This is a genomic window from Paenibacillus sp. 2KB_20 (assembly GCF_052115765.1).
Lineage (GTDB): Bacteria > Bacillota > Bacilli > Paenibacillales > Paenibacillaceae > Paenibacillus_AQ.
Genome location: NZ_JBFRHH010000022.1, coordinates 33,277 through 54,062, shown reverse-complemented (window position 1 = coordinate 54,062; position 20,786 = coordinate 33,277). Strand labels below are relative to the sequence as shown.

The 20,786-nt window shown below is 49.3% G+C and carries 15 protein-coding genes; 5 read left to right on the top strand and 10 right to left on the bottom strand.

Going from position 1 to position 20,786, the window contains the following annotated elements; genetic code table 11:
* Positions 1–3 precede the first annotated feature (3 nt).
* The 3 genes from AB4124_RS32250 to AB4124_RS32240 all read right to left on the bottom strand — a co-directional run bounded on the left by AB4124_RS32250 (position 4) and on the right by AB4124_RS32240 (position 4,332).
* Positions 4–897, bottom strand: a complete 894-nt coding sequence (locus AB4124_RS32250) for an ABC transporter permease (RefSeq protein WP_441975312.1) — start codon at positions 895–897, stop codon at positions 4–6.
* A gap of 150 nt (positions 898–1,047) precedes the next feature.
* Positions 1,048–2,583: an extracellular solute-binding protein gene (locus tag AB4124_RS32245; RefSeq protein ID WP_430112593.1), complete on the bottom strand. Its 1,536-nt coding sequence runs from the start codon at positions 2,581–2,583 to the stop codon at positions 1,048–1,050.
* Positions 2,584–2,793: 210 nt separating this feature from the next.
* The gene (locus AB4124_RS32240; protein WP_430112592.1) at positions 2,794–4,332 is read right to left on the bottom strand and encodes an extracellular solute-binding protein; all 1,539 of its coding nucleotides are present in this window, start codon (positions 4,330–4,332) and stop codon (positions 2,794–2,796) included.
* Between the two features lie 197 nt (positions 4,333–4,529).
* Here AB4124_RS32240 and AB4124_RS32235 point away from each other — a divergent pair, with 197 nt between their 5' ends.
* Both AB4124_RS32235 and AB4124_RS32230 read left to right on the top strand, forming a co-directional pair.
* A complete protein-coding gene (locus AB4124_RS32235) occupies positions 4,530–6,842 on the top strand; it encodes a helix-turn-helix domain-containing protein (RefSeq protein ID WP_441975304.1) in 2,313 nt (770 codons plus the stop codon).
* A 147-nt stretch (positions 6,843–6,989) separates the two neighbouring features.
* Positions 6,990–8,564, top strand: a complete 1,575-nt coding sequence (locus AB4124_RS32230) for an FAD-dependent oxidoreductase (protein WP_430112589.1) — start codon at positions 6,990–6,992, stop codon at positions 8,562–8,564.
* Between the two features lie 73 nt (positions 8,565–8,637).
* Here the strand turns inward: AB4124_RS32230 and AB4124_RS32225 are convergent, their stop codons facing one another.
* Positions 8,638–9,339, bottom strand: coding sequence for a 4'-phosphopantetheinyl transferase family protein (locus tag AB4124_RS32225; RefSeq protein WP_430112587.1), 702 nt, complete (start codon positions 9,337–9,339; stop codon positions 8,638–8,640).
* 192 nt (positions 9,340–9,531) lie between these two features.
* Between AB4124_RS32225 and AB4124_RS32220 the strand changes: the two genes are divergently transcribed.
* Both AB4124_RS32220 and AB4124_RS32215 read left to right on the top strand, forming a co-directional pair.
* Entirely contained in the window at positions 9,532–10,296 is a 765-nt protein-coding gene (locus tag AB4124_RS32220; RefSeq protein ID WP_441975303.1) for an aminoglycoside adenylyltransferase domain-containing protein, read from the top strand.
* A 606-nt stretch (positions 10,297–10,902) separates the two neighbouring features.
* Entirely contained in the window at positions 10,903–11,442 is a 540-nt protein-coding gene (locus tag AB4124_RS32215) for a GNAT family N-acetyltransferase (RefSeq protein ID WP_430112584.1), read from the top strand.
* On the opposite strand, the gene AB4124_RS32210 is transcribed toward AB4124_RS32215, so the two are convergent.
* Complete coding sequence (locus AB4124_RS32210) at positions 11,436–11,678, bottom strand: hypothetical protein (RefSeq protein WP_441975302.1); 243 nt, start codon at positions 11,676–11,678, stop codon at positions 11,436–11,438. The genes AB4124_RS32215 and AB4124_RS32210 overlap by 7 nt on opposite strands.
* A gap of 338 nt (positions 11,679–12,016) precedes the next feature.
* Here AB4124_RS32210 and AB4124_RS32205 point away from each other — a divergent pair, with 338 nt between their 5' ends.
* A complete protein-coding gene (locus AB4124_RS32205; RefSeq protein ID WP_430181886.1) occupies positions 12,017–12,223 on the top strand; it encodes a hypothetical protein in 207 nt (68 codons plus the stop codon).
* Between the two features lie 150 nt (positions 12,224–12,373).
* Here AB4124_RS32205 and AB4124_RS32200 read toward each other — a convergent pair whose 3' ends face one another.
* The 5 genes from AB4124_RS32200 to AB4124_RS32180 all read right to left on the bottom strand — a co-directional run bounded on the left by AB4124_RS32200 (position 12,374) and on the right by AB4124_RS32180 (position 20,784).
* Entirely contained in the window at positions 12,374–12,547 is a 174-nt protein-coding gene (locus tag AB4124_RS32200; protein ID WP_441975301.1) for a hypothetical protein, read from the bottom strand.
* Positions 12,548–12,772: 225 nt separating this feature from the next.
* Positions 12,773–13,045 (bottom strand): hypothetical protein, encoded by a 273-nt coding sequence (locus AB4124_RS32195; RefSeq protein ID WP_441975300.1) that lies wholly within the window; start codon positions 13,043–13,045, stop codon positions 12,773–12,775.
* A 264-nt stretch (positions 13,046–13,309) separates the two neighbouring features.
* Positions 13,310–17,962 carry an S-layer homology domain-containing protein gene (locus AB4124_RS32190; protein WP_441975299.1) on the bottom strand — a complete coding sequence of 1,551 codons (4,653 nt, stop codon included), beginning with the start codon at positions 17,960–17,962 and terminating at the stop codon, positions 13,310–13,312.
* 132 nt (positions 17,963–18,094) lie between these two features.
* Positions 18,095–19,633, bottom strand: coding sequence for an extracellular solute-binding protein (locus AB4124_RS32185; protein ID WP_441975298.1), 1,539 nt, complete (start codon positions 19,631–19,633; stop codon positions 18,095–18,097).
* Positions 19,634–19,866: 233 nt separating this feature from the next.
* Entirely contained in the window at positions 19,867–20,784 is a 918-nt protein-coding gene (locus tag AB4124_RS32180) for a carbohydrate ABC transporter permease (protein ID WP_076320516.1), read from the bottom strand.
* Between the last annotated feature and the right edge of the window lie 2 nt (positions 20,785–20,786).

The following is a 20,786-nucleotide window of genomic DNA, read 5'->3' as shown; positions in this document are numbered from 1 at the left end:
TAGTTAATAGATGCCTTCTTCTCCCGTTTTTTTGGCCAGCCAATTGGCCAGCATCACCAGAATAAGACCGATCAGCGATTTAAAGAACCCGACCGCCGTACTGAAGCTGAACTGACCTTGCTTAAGACCTGCGGTATAAACATACGTATCGAATATCTCCGCCACATTCCGGTTCATTGAGTTTAAGAGGAGATAGATATGTTCGAACCCAAGTTCCAGCACATCGCCGATTTTCAAAATCAACAAAACGACGATCACGCTTCGAATCGAAGGAAGCGTAATATGCCACATTTGCCGAAAGCGGCTGGCCCCGTCAATCCGGGACGCTTCGTATAAACCGGGATCAATCGCCGCCATGGCAGCCAAATAGATGATCGTCCCCCAGCCTGCCTCCCGCCAGATGATCTGCATAACATACATCGGCCTGAACCATTCGCTGCTCATCAGGAAATTGATTTTTTCGAATCCGGCCATAACCAGCAATTCATTAATGATTCCGCGATCCATCGAGAGCATGACAAACGAAATGGATACGATGATAACCCAGGACATGAAGTGGGGAATATACACCAGCGTCTGGATAAAACGTTTAAACACTTCGCGCCGAACCTCGTTGAGCATTAAGGCAAGAATGATCGGCACGGGAAAATAGAAGGCCAGGTTCAAGAAAAACAGCAGCAGCGTGTTGCCCAAAATCGTGAAGAACATCGGCTCGGTAAACAGCCGCTCAAAATGCTTGAGCCCCACCCAGGGGCTGCCCGTAACACCTAGATAAGCCTGATAATCCTGGAAGGCTATAATCAATCCCGACATCGGGATATATTTAAAGATCAGGAAGTATAAAAATCCCGGAAGAATCATGAGGTAGATCGCCCGGTTTTTTATGATTCTCCTCATTCGACCGGACTCCGGTATTTTGGGGGCGCCCTTGCTCATCCCGGTCTTCACTGCGGTTTCGCTCATGATCTCAGACTTCCTTTCTATCCCGAAGCCTGCCGGAGACTGCAGCATCGCAGTCCCCGGCCATTCGGGATGCTGGCATGTTCGTTATTTGGATGATTCGTAGGATACGTTGAACTCATCGATGATTTGCTGACCGCCGCTCTTAAGCCAGTTATCCACGACCGCCTGGAATCCGGCCTCATCGATATCGCCAAGCATAAATTGATACGTGCCGTCTTTAATCATCTCCTGCAGCTGTACACCTTTTTCGTTAAACGTCTTGGAATCCAGTGATGCCGAAGGATCCTCAATGAGATAATCATTGTTCTCCGTGATCATTTCCTCCGATTTCGCTTTGACAGGGAGCATATGCTTCGGTTCATAAAAACCCTCGATCGTTAACGGCCCGCCGACCTGCATCGCTTGATAAGGCTTCACTTCGCGATCGGTCAGCTTGGTGTCTTCCGAAGGAATGACCTTGCCTTCCTCCAGCTTGTGGTGCTGTCCTTCCACGCCCCAATAGATCAGGTTGCCAAGCTCCGGACTCATCAACTGATCCATGAAGGCAAGCACATCTTTCAACTCTTCTTCCGATTTGATAGCTGTTTTCGGAAAGAGAATCACCGAGCCATAGCCGGGAACTGACCAGATTCCGAAGCCATTCGGTCCTCCTTCGATTTTATTCTGAACATCGAGCTCCGCATCCGGATTCACTTCGACGACCTTGGGATGCAGGCTGGATACGTCCCCCATCGCTCCGATATATACACCCGACTTGCCAGTAATGAACAGATTTTGTTGGTCCGTTTTGCTGGTAACCGGGAAATCCTGATTGATCAGGCCTTCCTGGTGAAGCTTCTTGAAGAATTTCATCGTCTCCATATATTCAGGGAACATAAATTCGGGAGCCAGCTTGCCGTCCTTCTCGCCCCAGTTATTCGGCGTGCCGAGCCACGAGCTTATCGTTTTGAACGCGCCGTAGATCAGGTCATTTCGATCCGTCAGCGGGATGGTGTCGTCTTTGCCGTTGCCATCAGGATCCTTCTCCTTGAACTGCTTCAACATATTATAGAATTCGTCCACATTGGTCGGGGCGCTGAGCCCAAGCTTATCGGCCCAATCCTTGCGGTAAATGATGCCCTGACGCGACAAAGGCACTTCACGGTATAACGCATAAATTTTGCCGTCCACCGCCGTGTTCTTTAACACTTCAGGTTTCAGCTTGCTGAGGTTCGGGTATTGACCCAGCAATGGCCCAATCTCCCAGAATTGCCCGTTGCGGATCGCATCACGCATATTCACAAGCGAGGCGGCATTCTTCAGGTACGTCACCTGCGGCAGCGTTCCGGTTGCAAAGGATGCATTGACCTTTTCATCGTAAGTGCCGTCCGGCACCCACTGAATGTCAAGCTTGGTGCCTGTTTTCTCTTCCAGCAGCTTCTCAATCATGTCGGAGGGAACTTCAGGGGTATGGAGGTTGGCCATAATCGAGATGGTTACCGGTTCGCTCTTGTTCTCACCTTGCGCTGGACTGCCATTTGAGCTGCCGGTTGCTGCTGGGGCGGAGTTGCCGCCACAGCCCGCCAGCACGAATAAAGCGGTTACAATTGCCAGGATAGTACTGGCTTTATTCTTCTTCATCTTCTGACCTCCGTTTTAAATTTGAATATGGACTGACAAGAAAAGCTTAGATGACGGAAGTCTGGTACGTATATAATCCTCAGATTGGATATGGGAAGTTCGGTCCCGACCGGCATTTAATGGAGTGGAATCAAATCTAATGATTATGTTGTCCATGAGATTGCTCGCGCCATGGCACAACAAAAAAATACCGCCGGGGAAATCAATCCCTTAGCGGTATTTCTCATGTAAATAGGGTCCGACCGTGCTTCGGTATGAAACATTATACTCCTCGATAATCTGCCTCCCCCCCTCTTCCAGCCAACGATCGATCTCAGCCTCAAATCCCTGCTCATCGATCATCCCTAGCATAAATTGATAGGTGGCATCCCGCATGCGTTCATTCAATCTGACGCCGATCTCATTATACATCGGAGACTCCAGCGGTGCGGTGGGATCATAGATGAGAAAACGCTCATTATCGTAAATCAGCCGCTCGGCCTTATCCTTCGCTTGATTCAGAGTAACCGGCTGCAGCATGCCCGGTATAGTGCTGGAGCCTCCAGCCATTAAAGCCTGATAGGGCTTTACATCCTTTTCCCTTAGCTCAAATGCATCCACCGCCATCGCTTTTCCATCCTGAACGGTATAATGGATCCCTTCGATGCCCCAATACATCAGGTTTGCAAGCTCGGGACTCATCAGTGCGTCATAGAAAGAGAGCACGCTCTTCAGTTCCTCTTCCGTAGCAATCGCGGACTTCGGAAACAAGATCACCGTCCCGTAACCCTGCGAAGCCCATATCCCGTACCCTTCCGGCCCGAGAATCCGATTCTGAACGTCCAGCACGGCCTTGGGATCATTCGCCAGCAGCCTTGATTCCAGGGACAGTACGTCCCCCATTGCACCGATATAAACCCCAGCTTTTCCCGTTACGAACAGCTCCTGCTGGTCGGTCTTGCTGGTAATCGGGAAGTCTTCATTTATCAATCCTTCGCTATGAAGCTTCTTGAAGAACTTCATCGTTTCCATATACTTTGGGGAGACGAATTCCGGCTGCAATGAATCGTTATACCATCCCCAATTGTTCGGAGTTCCATAATAGGAGCTAATCGTCTTGAAAGCCCCATAGATCAAATCATTGCGGTCCGTCAAACCTATGGTATCGTCGATACCGTTGTTGTCCGGATCCTCATATGTAAACCCTTTCAACATTTCATATAATTCATCAAGCGTTTCCGGTGCCGGTAGTCCCAGCCGATCTGCCCAGTCCTTACGGTAGATGATGCCTGAACGGGCTAAGGCACGTTCCTGATACAGGCTGTACAGTTTACCATCGATGGCCGTATTCTTCAGAACCTCGGGCTTCAATCTCTGCAAATTCGGATAGTCCTTAAGATACGGGCCGATTTCCCAGAATAGCCCGCTCCGAATCTCATCCCTGAAATAGGACAAGGATGCGGCATTCTTCAGATACAGCGCTTGCGGCAAAGTCCCTGTTGCAAGCGAAGCAAATACCTTCTCATCATAACTCCCGTCGGGTACCCACTGAATGTTCAGCTGAACGCCTGTTTTATCCTCGATCCATTTCTCGATCCGATCGGAGGGAACTTCGGTGGTGTGCAGGTTGGCCATAATCGAAATGCTGGTTGTGCGATCAGAAGACGTACTTCCGCCATCCGCTCCCGATGATCGGGCCATGCTGATGCATGCAGCCGATACCATAAGAATAGCGAGTGTAAGAATGACATAGTTTGACAGACGGGTCATCAATCCGTTCTACCTCCGTTCCACCATGTTTCTTGCGGATCCTATATGTTTGAAATGATCATAACATATGTACATCTTTTTTCATGACAATCATGATGATCAAATACAGTGATTATTCTTTTCGAAATGATTATTGAATGTAATCCGGGTTGCCCATACAATGATTATACACTTTGTTAAACAGGAAGGTGTATCTATTGCATCCAAAAAGTAGCTATTATTCTAAAATGGTCCTGTTCGGCTGTTTCATCAGCATCATTCCTCTTGTGGCCCTCGGCTTCTTCTCGTTCATGAAATCATCCACCTCCGTTCAAAAACACGTCATTAGCAGCAATATCCAGATTATGAATCAAACCAACAGCAATCTCGAACAGGTGCTGCGGACCGTGGATTATACACTGAATTACGTCATTAATTCCAATATTCTGCAAAGCGCGTTGTATCGGCCCCTTTCCTACTATGACTTCCAATTGTATAACAAGCTGAGAGAAGAGATGAGTCTACTGCAATCTCCCGAGACGAAGGTTACGGACGTCATCCTTGCGAATACGACAACCAACTGGCTGATCAATAACCGGGGCATGTACGAATTTAATGAATACGCTTCCAAGGATGCGCTGCTGACGCTTATGGAGCTTCATGGGAACTCCAATTGGGTGATGCTTGAAACGGAATCCCTCGGGTCCAGCGATACACTCAGTTATGCCTGCCCCTACACGATTGCGCTTGTGAAGAAAATGCCACTCTCTTCCTCCAGCGCCCGGGGTGTCGCGCTCGCCACCATTCCCAGCTGCAATCTCGCCGCTATGATGGATACCCCTTCCGAATCCCGGGAGGTAATGGTTCTGGACCACAATTACCGGATCGTTGTACATCCCGAGCAAGGAAAGCTCGGGCAATATCTGACCGATACCGGGTATGAAGAGGCGGAGCTGGGCCATTTTGACAATAAATCGGGGCAGTTCGAGACGAGGATCGACAACAAGCCGGTGTCCGTTACGTACGTCCGGTCCGATTTTAACGGCTGGTTGTATGCCTCCTTTACCGAAATGTCCGTCATTACGAAGGAGTCCCGCTCCATCGGCTGGTTTACGCTGTATATTTGCATGCTGATGATCGGTTTCAGCATTCTGCTGGTATGGCTTGGAACACGGAAAATGTACACACCCATCCGGCACATTTTTGAAAATATCGTGGAGCGTTTGCCGGAAATCCAAGCCAACAAAAAGAGCGAGCTGCAAATCATCGATGAGCATATCCGGGATATGTTCCATTCGAACACCAAGCTCCGCAGCGAGCTTCGGCAGACCAGCCAGCAGGTACGCACCTTTTTCCTCCATAAGCTGTTTCTGGGGAAGAGCAGTCCGCCCGAAGTGATGGAGCAGATCGAGCTGTTCGGCTTCAAGGAGCAAATATCCGCTTGGGAGCATCTGGCGGTATTTACCCTTCAGATCGATATGCTGGACGAAACCCGCTATGAACGCAAGGATCGTGATCTGCTGCTGTTTGCCATCAACAATATCATTGAGGAGATGATCCCCTCCTCCCATCGCCTCCCCTCTGTCATTATCGATCTCACGCAGGTTACGCTCATCGGACGAGGCGGTATCACGCTGGAAGCATTCAATGACTATATGTATACATTATCGGAGGAGATCCAGAAGACGACGCGCAGTGTTCTCGATCTGGAGGTCAGCATCGGCATCAGCCTGCCTTACGACAACCTGTCCAAAACGTCGCGCGCCTACCAGGAAGGGCTCGAAGCCCTTAAACACCGCATCAAGCTGGGGACCGGTGTCATTATCCCTTATTTCAGCCTAAACTCCGGCAAACATACCCGGGTCTATTTCTACCCGATGCAGGTGGAGAACGAGCTGATCGATGCCATCAAGTTGGCCGATGAAGATCGGGCCATGGAGCTTCTGAGGCAGTGGCTGCAAGAAGTGTTTCGGAAGGATCGGACCCCGCATGATTATCAAATCTCGCTCATCCGGCTGTTAAATGATCTGATGATCGTGATGCAGGAGAATGGGATCATGCTCGAGCAGCTCGACATCCGGGACAGCTCTCTTGTGGAGGAACTTCTTCGGCTCTACACCAATCATGATATCGAAAGCTGGTTTAAATCCCGCATCATCAGGCCGATGGTCAGTGTATTCCGGGATCGCCAGGACTCTCAATATCAGAATCTCTCCGAGCAGATGATCGAGATCATCCGCAATGAGTTTGACCGCAATATTACGCTCGAGGAATGTGCTTCGCGCCTCCATTACAACAATTTTTATCTAAGCAGCGTGTTCAAAAAAGAGACCAATATGTCCTTCAGCGAATACCTGTCCCAGTACCGCTTCAAAATGTCCAAGAAATGGCTTGTCGAAAGCGATATGCCCATTAAGGATATTGCGGAGAAGCTGAGTTACAACAATTCGCAGAACTTTATCCGGTCCTTCCGTAAGTTGGAGGGGATGACACCCGGGCAATATCGCGGCAAATACAAAACCGGACAATAAATCTTGTAAAACGGCATCAGATTACCAAAAAAGGTCACCTGTTTCCTGTACTTTTCCTAAGGGTAAGCATCTACAATTAGAAATAGTCACTTGTTGTGCTGATCTTGTTGATCATTTATGAAACTATCCCAAAAGGAGAATCTGTCAATGATACGAGAAATGCAGGCCGATATCGTCATTCTCGGCGGCGGGACCGGAGGAACAGCCGCTGCACTTGCCGCCGCTAAATCAGGAAAGACGGTCATCATGACCGAAGAGACCACTTGGATCGGGGGACAGCTAACCAGCCAGGCGGTTCCGCCCGACGAGCATCCGTGGATTGAATCCTTTGGCTGCACGCGCAGCTACCGGCAGTTCCGCGAAGGTGTCCGCCAGTACTACCGCGATTTTTTCCCCATGACTTCCAAGGCCAGATCCAATGTGCAATTGAACCCCGGCAGCGGCATCGTCAGCCGGCTGTGCCATGAGCCGCGTACGGCTCTCGCCGTGCTGCATCAAATGCTGGCCCCGTACATTCACAGCGGACGGCTTACGATCCTGTATCAGTATGCGGCGGAGTCTGCCGACGTTTCAGGGGATCGCGTGAACAGCGTAACCGTTCGTCATCTTGAAACGCAGGATCAAATCGCGCTCCGCGCACCGTTCTTCGTGGATGCCACCGAGCTCGGCGATTTGCTTCCGCTGGCGGGTATCGAGTATGTTACCGGCGCCGAGTCCAAGTCCCAGACAGGGGAACCGCATGCCGTTGACGGCGATCCGCTGCCGCAGGACATGCAGGGCTTCACGTATTGTTTTGCCGTGGATTATCTGGAGGGTGAGGACCACACCATCGAGAAGCCGGCCCTTTACGATTTTTGGCGGGAGTATAAACCCGAATTCTGGCCGGATAAGCTGTTAAGCCTGACCGCCGTCAAGCCGTCGACCAATGAGCCGATCGAGTATGGGATTTTCCCGGGACACGGCAAGTTCCCGCTTTATCAATACCGTCAAATCCTGGATCCGAAGCATTTTGCAGAGGGTACGTTCGAAAGCTCGATATCGCTTGTGAACTGGCCGCAGAACGACTATTGGCTCGGCTCCATTATCGATGTTCCGAAGGAAGAGGCCGACCATCATATCTATCAAGCCAAGCAGCTTAGCTTGTCCCTGCTGTATTGGCTGCAGACCGAGGTGCCGCGGCCGGACGGCGGGAAGGGTTATCCCGGGCTGCGCCTGCGTCCCGATGTGGTCGGAACGGAAGACGGGATGGCCATGTATCCTTACATCCGTGAGTCGAGAAGAATTCAGGCCGAGTTTACGGTGCTGGAGCAGCATGTGGCAACCGAATCGCGGCCGGACGGAGCTTCGGAAACGTTCCCTGATTCCGTCGGCATCGGCTGTTACCGGATCGATCTGCATCCGAGCACGGGCGAGCGCCCTTACATTGATATCTCGTCCCTGCCGTTCCAAATCCCGCTGGGCAGCTTAATTCCGAAACGGATGAAGAATGTGCTGGCCGCCAGCAAAAACATCGGGGTCACCCACATTACGAACGGCTGCTACCGGCTGCATCCCGTAGAATGGAACATTGGCGAGGCCGCCGGATACTGTGTCAGCTATTGCCTAGACCATGATATTCTGCCGACGGATGTGCGGAGCGATGAAGAAAGACTGGCCAGCTTCCAGCAAAAGCTCGTCAGCGAAGGAATCGAGCTGGCATGGCCGGCACTGCGTCCTGTCTGATCATCAACTACAATCGAAATGTTAAAAACCAGCTCAAGGGCATCGTCCTTGGGCTGGTTTTTCCTGGTTCCGTTCATAACTCCTCAGCAGTTACGAATTGGACGTTCTTAGGGAAATGACAGCTAATGCCGCACACCGACAACTTGTAACCTTCTTCCACCGCATACTGTTTAAAATAATAGGTCTCTCCGTTCTCGCCAAGCACAGGTGCCCACTCCCCTTCCAGCAGTTCCAATGCAAACGAATCCAACGGCAAATGCAGGCCTTTGCCGACGGCCTTGATATAACTTTCCTTTAACGTCCATAGATCAAAGAAGCGGGAAAGCCGAACGGAAGGATCACAGTGTAACAGCCCATTAAACTCGGTTTTATGGAAAAAGCGTTTGGCGATATCCATATCGATGGCTTCCATTTTCTCCACGTCAATCCCAACCGGCTCGTGGCTAACGGCGCACACGATCCAATGCCCGGAATGGGAGACGTTAAAATGCAGATTGTCATGATTCTTTAAGGATGGCTTGCCATATGCGTTCCTTATGATTTCTATATGCATCGGATCAAGTCCCAGCTTATCCCGAAGGATTCGATGGACCATGGCATCACCGAGCACCGACCGTTGGTAATCGCTCGCTCTTTTGAATTTGGACACATAGTCCTGTCGATCGGGCGATAACGTCTGGAACAAGGCACGGAACGTCTCATCGCGAATTTGGTCCGAATTCTGGATTGCGTAAACCTCGATATGGCTTCGTTGGTCATCATGAAAAGTATTCATAACTCCGTCCTTTCAACAAAAAACATAGTCACGTGTTCACTTCGATATGTATGTTTGAATCCCCTGCTTGCTTTATTAGACTCCCTGCCCCAATTCTAAGTATAAACGGACGAACGGATCGATTAATTGACAAAGAAAAGAATCCCCGAACATAATGGATGAATATCATACTAGGTGAAGGTGGGGTTTCAATTGGACACGCAATGGGTTTTGGATCAAGCGGTCGATTTGTTTAAGGAGGAGCTTGGCGGCAATCTGGTTGGCATTTACTTGCACGGCTCGTTAGCTATGGGCTGCTTCAACCCGGACACAAGCGATATCGATCTGCTGGTCGTGGTTGAGGACAAGCTGACCCGGGATCATATGAGGCGGTTGGCCAAAAAAATCATAGCGTTCCACGATGGTATGCCCAATCAACAGGGGTTGGAGCTGAGCCTTGTCCTGGAATCCAGTCTGCAGGAGACCGTCTATCCGCCTCCATTCGAGTTCCACTATTCCGCCTTTCATCGTGAGAAGTACCTTACCGATGACGATTACCTATGCGGCGGGTTCCAAGACGCCGACCTGGCCGCCCATTACACCGTGATCTTTCATCGGGGCATTGCCCTGTACGGCAAACCGGTTCACGAGGTCTTTACATCCGTTGACCGGCAGCATTACATCCAAGCCATCCTCCATGACGTGGAGGGTGCGGTACAAGACATCACCGGCCCCCCTATGTACTACACGCTAAACCTGTGCCGGGTGCAGTACTATCTGAAGGAAGGCGTTGTCTCCTCCAAAAAAGAAGGCGGAGAATGGGGCCTGCTCATGCTTCCTTCCAAGTATCATCCGATTATCAAGCGTGCCTTGCATCAATATAGCGGCGGAACCCAGAATCCTGCGGATTCCTCTCCCAATGAACTCATCGCGTTTGCCGGCGACATGCTGGAGCTGATCCGAAAGGAACTGGAATAGGGGCGGGGATCGCGGGCTGATCGTCTTAACCGGGCAAGCTACACCGCTCGGCATTGATTGTCTTCAGCTCCCGGCGCACATAACTGAGCGACATGGCTGGTGGTCATAACTTTTCGCTCCGCCAGAGTCTACAATAACAGTTATGATCACCGTTTAGCCTGCCCGCCTGCTTCTTCCCGATGCGGTGCATGTGCTTGAGGATAACTTCATTCACTTTGTCGGATGGCTCAACCGCCTACCAAATCCTGTTCTAGCACCGTCTGCAGCTCCTACAATAGCTTATCTCGCTCACCCAGATCTGGGATGAGACCAGTAATTTTCCGATTTCATCATCATCGCCGTCCTCACTGGTAGCATCAGACGGTGTATTCGGTGGAAGCCCGCCGTATGCGGTCATGCGCTCAAGAGACTCCTCATTTTGCTTCTATTACGGTCCAGTTCAGCCTGGACAACTTGAACCCACGGATGTTATGTAACAAGCATTTGGTGTGACAAAATGCCCATACTGCCTAGCAGATGAATTATTAAGCTAACGGACAGGATAGTTCATAGAAGCAATATAGCTTCCTATTGTAGAAAAGAGTTAAAACAAATAGGAGGGATAATTTGAAGTTAGAAAAAGTATTTGAATATGATATAAATAATGAATTAGAAGCAAAAATACAAGAATTATTAATTGATAGTTTCCCAGAAGTTTATCCTAGAGATAGAATTTATTTTAAGCAATTACCGCATGTTAGATTTCTAGCTTTCAACCAAGAAAATCAGCTGATAGGACATGTTGGATTAGATTACAGGGTAATGAATCTAAATGGGAAACCCATAAGAGTACTAGGAGTAATTGATTTATGTGTTTCACAAAGCGCACGCTCCCAAGGACTAGGTTCAACGCTTCTTTTAGAAATTGACAAGTTTTCTGTGGGACGAAATATTGACTTTACACTTTTATTTGCGGATAACATGACCTTGTATTTGAGAAATGGATATAAACCAGTGAAGAACAGATGTAAATGGTTGAAAATTGATGATGAAACTCAGTTAACAAATGGAATAGGTTTTGAGGCAATGAATGAATTAATGATTAAGGAAGTAGGAAAGACCGATTGGAGTAAAGGAAATCTGGATTTTTTAGGCTATCTTTATTGAAATAGCGGTAAGAATGCCCTACGGAGCCGATGAGTGTAAGACTGATATCTCTGATATACCCAATGCTGCTTTTCAATCAGAATCGTAGCGTTGGCCGTCTTATCAGCATGCAGATCCTCATGATCAATGCGTCGAGCTGTTTCGCCATCCAATGGCCACGCCAATTGTTCTGAATTTGTGAGCTGGATCTCCGCTTCATTTACCTTTGGAAATAGCTCTCCTTGTCCCCATGCCATCGCCCTTCCCCTCAATCCCCTTTATGCTATAATTATCGAGAGGAATATATTACCTATTGCCACGCCCCGGCGAAGGATATGGGGGTCTATTTCTTTAAGTAAATATCGCTAAATCAAAAAAGAGGTGAGCCTTTGAAGCTTATTTCAAAATTGTATTCGGAGTATTTGATTATCCCCCGCCCCTTCCGTTTATTGATTCTGTGGGGCTGGATTATATTGTTTTTAGTCACCGGGATTAAACTTGATTGGTTCTTTTAAATTGTATCTCGATCACTTCCTAATTTATTGGGACCTCCTTTTGGTTTTTACGTAATGGTTTTTTAGGAGATGATTATTAAATGGTAATGATCATATTAGGTGTCATCATGATTGTTTTCGGCTTATATGACTATAAAAATCCAAATATCAAATTGCTCAAATTTCTTACTCGTACACCGAAGAGTGACACTAATACACAAGAAATACGTTCTAATGGTGAAAGTGGAATAGTTGGCGGAATAATTTTTATTGTGATTGGAGTTATCGTTCTTTTATTAAGGGATTAAAACGATAGGTGCAACTAAATTATGTGTGTATTGAATCAAAATCTTTAGCTGGCCTCGTCTTTGTTTGGCTAAAAATCCTGCTCAGGAGCTGCCCAATCCGCAAGCTTGATTAATTTTAGAAAAAGAAAAAGACCGCCCTATAGGCAGCCTTTAACCATTGCTTACAAATTGAATTATCCCAATAAGTGTCATAAGCAGATAAATAACGAGTATAATGATTACGCCTGTTCGAAGCGCTTTGAACCCCCTTGATCTCTTCTCCAACTGCTGCTCCACTGCATTCAATCGATCTTTAAGCTCTTGTATTTCATTCTCTTGTCCCATTTCAGCCTCCCTTAACCGTTTTTCAAGCTATATATCCTTTCAATAAATACGGCAGGTAAACGAATAATAAACGATACATACGCAGATTCGGGGACCGTAACCTGACCGCCCATCACACCATCCCTTAAAATCCCCTTATGGTATAACTGCCTACAGTGAAATATTACCATATACCCCCACCCCGACCAAGGATATAGGGTCAATGTTTTTATCAATTGCTAACAATTATGTAGTATGCTTTTTCCTCCCTTGGAAGGACGCCACCAATTGCAATTTAATCAGCACTTGTTCAAGGAGCTCTAAGGGGTCATCTGAGTTCTCCATCTGCTCACAAATTTCGATGGCTTCTTCAACTGCTTTACCGAGTTCATCTGCACGTTTTTTCTCTTCTGCTGCTTGCTGGAGCCAGTATTTCAAAGCCTCCGGCGAAATAAAACTCTGCCCTTTGTCATCTAACCTATTGCAATACTCCATATCCTTATGCCAATCTCTACTCATTTCACTACCTCCTGAACTTCTATTTCATTTTAATCACGCCTTCTTCTGCTGGGAACTCCAAAATTCACACTTGCTTGCTTATATATACTACTCTCTTTTTTGATGTTATCCTCTACATCCCAAGATGGGTCCTAAAGCTGCTTTGAGGATACTCCTTATTCGTGGGTTATTCGAAAAATTTTCCCGTGCGATAAAACATATATTACTTCAAAAGCCTTATGTATGCCAAAGACCCGTTCGATACTATCGAACGGGTCTTTGGCTTTAACGGTTAATGAATTCTGCCATCTGCAGCATTCTGGTTAATACGACCGCGCCTTCGGCCCGGGTAGAATGGGCTTCCGAAACGAACCGATCAGAAGAACGTCCCTCCATCAACCCTGATTTGACGATGGCCGATACGGCCTCTTCGGACCAGGATGCAATGCGGTCGCGATCCTTGAACCCTTCTAAGATGGAATCCGGATCTCCTGTCTCCAGATCCGTACCAGCAAGCTTCAGTGCACGGAGCAGTAAGACACTCATCTGCTCACGGGTAATCTCCTCGTTCGGACGGAACGTACCATTACTGAAGCCTTCGATCAGCCCATGCTCCACAGCCGTAGCGACAGCGGCTGCATACCAATCGTTTGCCTTCACATCCTGGAAGCTCGCATGAACTCCCTGATCCTTCAAACCGAGCGCACGGACGAGCATCGCCGTGAACTGGGCTCTCGTGATCGCCTCGTTTGGACCAAAACGCGTATCACTTAATCCCTCGATCAATTGTTTTGAGGCCAGCAGCGAAACGTCCTCGCGAGCCCAATGGCTGCTTAAATCCTCAAACGTCTTCGCATGGGAAACTACGGAATAAACCCCGCTCTCCCTCCACTTAAACTCCGCTTGGGATTCGCCGTTCGACGTGCGAATGAGCGCCGGTACGAAGACCAGCTTGCCGGATGCTGAATCCAATCGCAGCACCGTCGTTTGGGATGGACTGACGATACTGGACAGGGACTTGGTAAACTTCGCATAAGCTCCCTTCAGTGCAGGCAGTTCCGATAACTTGTCACCCTGTTTCCAGGCCAAGGTAATGGCAAGCGCTGTATCCAGTTTGGAGGCTCCTGCCTCCAACGCTGCGTTCACCCGATCCTCATCTTCTTTCGAAGCTAAACCGATGCGAATTTGCAGACTTTCCGCTGTACCCCGTTGTTTTAAAGCTTCCGTAAGCGAATGCAGCGGAATTTCCAATCGGCCCAGGGAGGATTCCAGCACGATGGAGCCCCCCGGCAGGTCCTTCACCGCAGCGCTCAGCCCCTGCACCGGCAAGTGAAGAACGACGGCATCCGAAGCGTCGGCCACGGAATACGTAAGCACGCGTGAAGCCGCGGGCAGTTTGCTGAGCCGTTCTACGTCGCCGAGCATACCCTTCTCGCTCGCATCCGCTACGATGACCGTCCCGCCTCCTCCAGGTGCTGTCTCTTTCTTGATGCTCAACCGCTCGGGCTCTGATGGTTTAGGAGGTGGAGTTGTCGATCCTCCACCGGAAGAACCGGAGCCGCCGCCCGGAGTCCCCGGATTGGATCCGCCATCTCCGGTAGAGGTCCGGATAACCTCAAACGTTTTACTGTTCGTTTTGAATTCGTCAACGAACACGTCCACTGTGATCGAATTGACGCCTGTTTGCAGCGGAACGTGGGCTGCAAATTCACCGTTGGCCGACAGAGTCGCATCAGCACCGTTCACCTTGACGGTCGCGTTGCCGGGTCCGAGAACTTCGACAAGCCCTTTCAGCGCAAGCTGGCTGTCGCGTGTCTCTTTGCCCTCGTCGTCCATCAGCCCGCTTAATACGGCTGAACGAACCTGATCCCCGGTATTGTAGGCATTGGCAACGAGCTGACGCAGCGTTCTCGTGCCTGACGGGTCCAGGGTGGAAATGACGAAGCCTCCCTGCGGAATAACGCTGTTATTCTCTTCCGGCGCTCCCCAGCTCCAGTTGATCGCTTGATTCCGGTTGACCACGCGGGTCACGTGGCCCGTATTGTCCACCACCACTTCCACTCCAAAGCGGTTCGTGCCCGTAGAGTAACCGAAGGCTTCCGTCATTACATTAACGTTTCCCTCGATCCGGTTGATATTATAGAAATTGCCTTCAAGGAACGAATCCGGACTTCCCGGCAAGCTCATGCCGAGCTGGTAATCCTTCACCCACTCCTTATCTTGGAGAGCCGCCGCCGCGATCGGCCAGTTGACCTGGGATGCGTCAAACAGCATCAGTCCGTTCGTGGACTTCAGCCCCGCCTGGAACACTTCGCGCTGAACGGCAGGTGCCTGCACATTGTTCATGGCAATGCCTGCATACAGGGGAATTTCCCCGTTCGTTACGATATTGCCGAGCGTAATATATTTCTGAATTTCCTGACTGGTGGTTTGATATGCCCCAATCATCAGAAAATCCAAATACTCGATATACCCGGTTTGATAATATTCCGGTGTATACACCGATTCGTCCGGCATGCCGAGTGCGGGATCGAACCGGAAGTTCTTGCTGCCCCAGTTCACGCCGTTCAAATAATACGTTTCATACCAGGATCCAACATAGGAGGATACCTCGATCTTTCTGCCTGTTGAAACTTCATAAGAATCTACCAGCGCCTTCACTTCGCCGAAGAAGCTCTGAATCGTGCCCGAGCGGAATTCCCACCAGTCCTGAATCAGCGGACCGTATACCCGAACATTGTTTTCATAGTAGAAGATATCGTCCGGCCAATTGACAAGCTGCTTGTTCCGTGCCTGCAAAAACTGCTCGAACTTCACGCGAGTTTCGTCGCTGAAATCGGCCCCTTCGTTGTCATATCGGCTCCGGTCATGGACAACGCCGTCCACATCGTAATTCTTAATAATCTCCTCAAATGTTCGAAGCTGATAATTGCGAACCTCGTCATTGGACGGATTGACGAAGGCTACCAAGCCCTGCTTTTTACTTTCACGTAGACGTTTGATCTCGCCATTGTTCTCCGCGAAATATACACGTTCCTCCCAATCGAGATGATCGTTCAGAACCGCATACTCGTTGTGGGCAATCGATCCTTCGGCAAACACGTTAATCGCCGCATGAATCTCTAATCCCAGCGCATGACCGTGGTCAATGAACTCCTGCAATAAGTCCAGATCCGGACTTGCGCCCGCTTTTTCGGGTGCCTTGATCTCGCTGACATAAGGTCTGCCCGTCAAATCGTTCTTCTTGTACGAGACATAACCTTCAACGCCTTTCACATCAAATGCGACCGAGGTAACCCCCGATTCCTTGGCTTTTTGCAAGAATGCCAAAACATCCTCGCTCGTTTTAAACTTTCTGGCATTGGAAGCCTGGTCCACCCATAGAATGACTTCTTTATCCGGGGAAAAGTCAGGTCTTGCAAACACCGCAAGATGACGCACATCCTGCTCAATGTCATTTTTCAACACTTTGACTTCGATATAATTGGTGCCGTTTGTTAAGGTGTAGTTATGGGTAAAGGTTCCCTCCGCATCAAAAGGCACCTCGTTACCGTTCACAAGAAGTTGGATCGCGGTAATGTCGTCCATGTTGTCGATGCGCCCCGTGATCGTGGTGCTGCCTTCCGTTACGGTATACATCGTCTGATTATCCAGCGTAAGCCGTGCAATGAGGCCATTGCCGCTCATGATGTCGCGCACCTGCACCACTTCCCCGTTCTTGCGCAGCTTGATCATGTCCCCGACCTTAAAATTCTCGGCCAAATAGCGCTTGATGTTATTGCCTGCGTAGCTGTTGTCCTGTGCCATCAGCACATAACCGCCTTCGGGGATTTCAAGCTCGGTTGGCCCGGTCCATACGGGCGGCTTCCCGTTGATCGAAGGATTGACCACCCGTAAAACGCGGTTGTTGACATCCACCTGCACGGCGACATTGGTCTGGGGAATCGTGATGGAGCTGCCGTAATCCCTTGTAAAAATCGCCACGATGTTCGGCACGCCCGTAACATCTTTGTCGACATAGTCCAGCTTCTTGCGCGGGCCTTCAATGTCGATCGTAATATCCTTCGGCGCCGCTTCGACTTCAATATAATCCTGATTCTCAATTGGTTCGTACACGATGTTCAGTGTATGAACTGCCAGTTCGCCATCTCCCTTGTACAGCTTTACCGCAACCGTATTCAGGCCCGGTTCCAAATAAACATTGATCCGAAACACGCCATCTGCCGTTAGTGCGGTCTTATCGCCATTAACGGTTACGCTTAAATCCTGATCAGCGGCATAGTTCGCCACAAAACCTGCAATCTCAATGACCGGAATATCCACGGTCGTATCCGTTTGCGTAATCAGATGCAGCTCGGGTGGCAGCGGATCCGGCCCCGGACCCGGCGAATCCGGCAGGAAATCACCCGCAGTCACTTCTCCGCCCGCCCGCATCAGCTTAACCGAATCTCCCGCTTTGTTATGATTGAAGAGAGGTTTCTGAAAAACGGATTGATCCCACGCATTGGTGCCGCCAGCCACTACAACATAACCACCGGCTGGAATCGGAAGCAGCGTACCCGGATGCCAGGCAGTCGGAGGATCACTGTCCGGTCCAACCACATTCTGCACGATGCCGCCCGCATCCACGGAGACCGCGACATGAAGCGTAGGCACCCATACCTCATCGGTATATACGGAACCCGTGACCGCTACCCCGCTTGTGTACAGCGCCAAGTAATCATTTTTCCCTTCCACTGTGTCGCCTGCTACGTTGATATCCGTGAACTCCAGAATCTCTCCGCCTTGGGAGACCAAGGTAACGGGATCCGTGCCCGCACTTTGCGCCGGAGAAATTTCGTTATCCGCGAACGCGGAGGAACCAACCGGAACGATGAGGGACACGATCAGTGACAGACTGAGAAACAGTGCGATCCGCCTGCGAAATAAACGATACATCAATGATTACCACCCTTCTCTTACTCAGAATGAACCGTTTGGTGCCATTTAAATTCAACCAACACCTCCCCTCTGTTATTTAATTTTGAAAAAAGCAGCCGCCAGCGCAGACTGCTTTTTCAAATGAATCATTTACTTCGTGGACTGAAACCATTCATTCGCTGCGTTCACCATATCGGTTCCACCATCGGCTCTCCATTGAGCCAGAAATTGATCGTAAGATTCAATCGGCTTCGCTCCGGAAATGAATTGCAGCACATTGTCATCCAACATGGTCGTCAATTTCAACAGATTTTTGGATACAGCTTCAATTGGCGGTGCTGTCGACATCGGATCTACAACCATAATGCCTTCTGCATTTTTCTGGAACTCTTCAAAATGCGCCTGAAGAACAGGATCTTTACGTACACGTGCTTGCCAGTAAATCGGATACTTCTCTTCGTCTACCCCTGTCAGGAAACTGCTTGCATTATTCAATTCATCATTGAAAATCGGCAGAATCGGATAGTACTTTCCGTCCTTCACTTCATGATGAACACCTTCTTTACCCAGCGCGATGCCCTTAAACGTCTCAGGCTCCATTTTTGCGTTGAGGAAATCCATAGCGGCTTCCTTATTCTTGGAGGATTTGAGAATAGCAACATACCAAGTGGTATTCGCTTTAACCCCGACCATGGCTTTGCCGTCCTTGCCTTTCAGATAAGGAATGACGGATGTCTTGGCTTCCGGGAAGTTCTTCTCTAGCGCAGCAATCGTCGTCCCGGCATTCCACCAGGCCAGCTTATACATCGCTGCTTTACCGCCTGAGAACTTCTCAATCGATTTCTGTGCGGTATTAATTGGCATCTCCGTATCGAGCAAGCCTTCTTTATACAGCTTATTCATATAAGCAACATATTCTTTCATCTCGGGCTGTTCAGCTCGATGAACCAGCTTGCCATCGACTTCTTTCCAATCGGTCAAAACGCCAAATGTTGTGGCAATATCGCCATAAAGGGAAGTGGACTCTTTGCTCATGGTGAGCGGAATGACATTCTTCTTTTCCTTAATCGTTTTAAGTACATTGTAAAGTTCATCGGTGTTCGTAGGCATGGACAAACCCAGCTCATCCATCCAGTCTTGTCTGACGACGAGCGCCTCGCCGATGCTTACGCCAGCCCCCGTCTCTGGAATACCGAAGATCTTCCCATCGATCGTTGCACTGCCAAAGGACTCTTGTTTTATGGATTGTTTAATATAATTTCCATGAGACTCAAGCAGCTCATCGATTGGCTCGAGCGCTCCCGCAGAGGCCAGATTGTAGAACTGGGGTGCATTCAATTTCACCAAATCATAGTTATCTTTGCTGGATACGAGCAGGTTCAGCTTCTCATCCGCGTTTTCGGCCGGCAGCAGTTCGTAATCCACATTGAATCCGGTTCTTTCCTGGATGTACTTGGCCACGTATTCGGTCTTCGGATCAAACAATCCATATTGCATAATCATGCGCAGACCCGGTTTTTCAGACGCTGTGTCTTTGTTCCCGTCGTCTTTCGGGGTGCTTGCCGGTGTGTCCGATGGCTGAGCCGCCGGCGTATCCGTCGTGCCGCCTCCCCCGCCGCCGCATCCGGATAGCGCCAGCGTGAATCCGAGAATCCCGGCCAACACCGCGGATTTTTTAATCTTGATCATGGATAACCCTCCTTGTGATTGAGAAATTCAATGAATTCTGCCATCTGAGCAATACGAAGCGCATCACCACCTTTATAAGATAACCCCACAAAGTGGGGCCTTGCTCCGAAGTCCATTCAGGTACTTTGCGGGGACCCCGGAAATTATAATTAGCGGTAGTTTTTCTTGCGATATCAGGCTTCAGATCCTCCAAAGTTTATACTTTCTGATCTCTTCAGAAAACCTGATGAAATCTAGCCTTTAACCGAACCTACCAGCACGCCTTTGACAAAATACTTTTGCAGGAATGGGTACACCAGCAAAATCGGGATCGTTGCCAGCAGGATCGAAGATGCTTGTATGGACTGCGGCGTCGCGTTAATCGCGGCGTCGACATTATCCTTCAGGAAGTCCCCGCTGGACGAAACAAGCAGTTCCTTCAGGTACAACTGCATGGGCTTGATCGCCGGATCGGTAATGTAGATCATCGCCGCAAAATAGTCATTCCAGAAAGCGACCGCAAAGAACAATCCGATCGTTGCCATGACGGGAAGCGAGAGCGGCACAATGACCGAGACCAAGATGCGGATATTCCCCGCGCCGTCCAGCTTGGCGGACTCCTCCAGCTCATCCGGAAGCCCCTCGAAATAGTTTTTAATGATGAGCATGTTGTACACGTTCACCATCGCCGGCAGGAATAACACCGGGAAGGAATTCACCAGATTCAAATTCTGCATGAGGAGGTACGTCGGAATCAGTCCGCCGCTGAAGAGCATCGTGAATACGAAGATCAACAGAAGCCCTTTTCGTCCCCGCAGCCGGTATTTGGACAACGGATAAGCTGTCAGCGTGGTCAGAAACAAACTGCAAGCTGTTCCGATGATCGTCAGAAAAATGGATACCTTGAGCGAATTCAAGAACATGGAATCCTGCAGCACATACTTGTACGTTTCGAATTGAACCCCGACCGGGAGCAGTCCAACCTGGCCCGATATGACGGCTCCCTCGCTGCTCAAGGATTTCGCGATCAGGTTCATGAAAGGAAGCAGGGTCGTTAAACCCATCAAGATGAAAAAAGCATAATTGAATACCGAGAAGCATTTTTCCGAAAACGACGTTTGGATGACACCTCGGGTGGTGTTTGTTCCTTCCAAAGCTTTTTTGTGATCCATTT

What these genes read in the sequence shown, in the direction of transcription:
- AB4124_RS32185 (WP_441975298.1), bottom strand. Translation starts at nt 19,633, where the DNA reads ATGATCAAGATTAAAAAATCCGCGGTGTTGGCCGGGATTCTCGGATTC.
- AB4124_RS32245 (WP_430112593.1), bottom strand. Translation starts at nt 2,583, where the DNA reads ATGAAGAAGAATAAAGCCAGTACTATCCTGGCAATTGTAACCGCTTTA.
- AB4124_RS32205 (WP_430181886.1), top strand. Translation starts at nt 12,017, where the DNA reads ATGGTAATGATCATATTAGGTGTCATCATGATTGTTTTCGGCTTATAT.
- AB4124_RS32230 (WP_430112589.1), top strand. Translation starts at nt 6,990, where the DNA reads ATGATACGAGAAATGCAGGCCGATATCGTCATTCTCGGCGGCGGGACC.
- AB4124_RS32240 (WP_430112592.1), bottom strand. Translation starts at nt 4,332, where the DNA reads ATGACCCGTCTGTCAAACTATGTCATTCTTACACTCGCTATTCTTATG.
- AB4124_RS32190 (WP_441975299.1), bottom strand. Translation starts at nt 17,962, where the DNA reads ATGTATCGTTTATTTCGCAGGCGGATCGCACTGTTTCTCAGTCTGTCA.
- AB4124_RS32250 (WP_441975312.1), bottom strand. Translation starts at nt 897, where the DNA reads ATGAGGAGAATCATAAAAAACCGGGCGATCTACCTCATGATTCTTCCG.
- AB4124_RS32180 (WP_076320516.1), bottom strand. Translation starts at nt 20,784, where the DNA reads ATGGATCACAAAAAAGCTTTGGAAGGAACAAACACCACCCGAGGTGTC.
- AB4124_RS32210 (WP_441975302.1), bottom strand. Translation starts at nt 11,678, where the DNA reads ATGGCATGGGGACAAGGAGAGCTATTTCCAAAGGTAAATGAAGCGGAG.
- AB4124_RS32225 (WP_430112587.1), bottom strand. Translation starts at nt 9,339, where the DNA reads ATGAATACTTTTCATGATGACCAACGAAGCCATATCGAGGTTTACGCA.
- AB4124_RS32200 (WP_441975301.1), bottom strand. Translation starts at nt 12,547, where the DNA reads ATGGGACAAGAGAATGAAATACAAGAGCTTAAAGATCGATTGAATGCA.
- AB4124_RS32195 (WP_441975300.1), bottom strand. Translation starts at nt 13,045, where the DNA reads ATGAGTAGAGATTGGCATAAGGATATGGAGTATTGCAATAGGTTAGAT.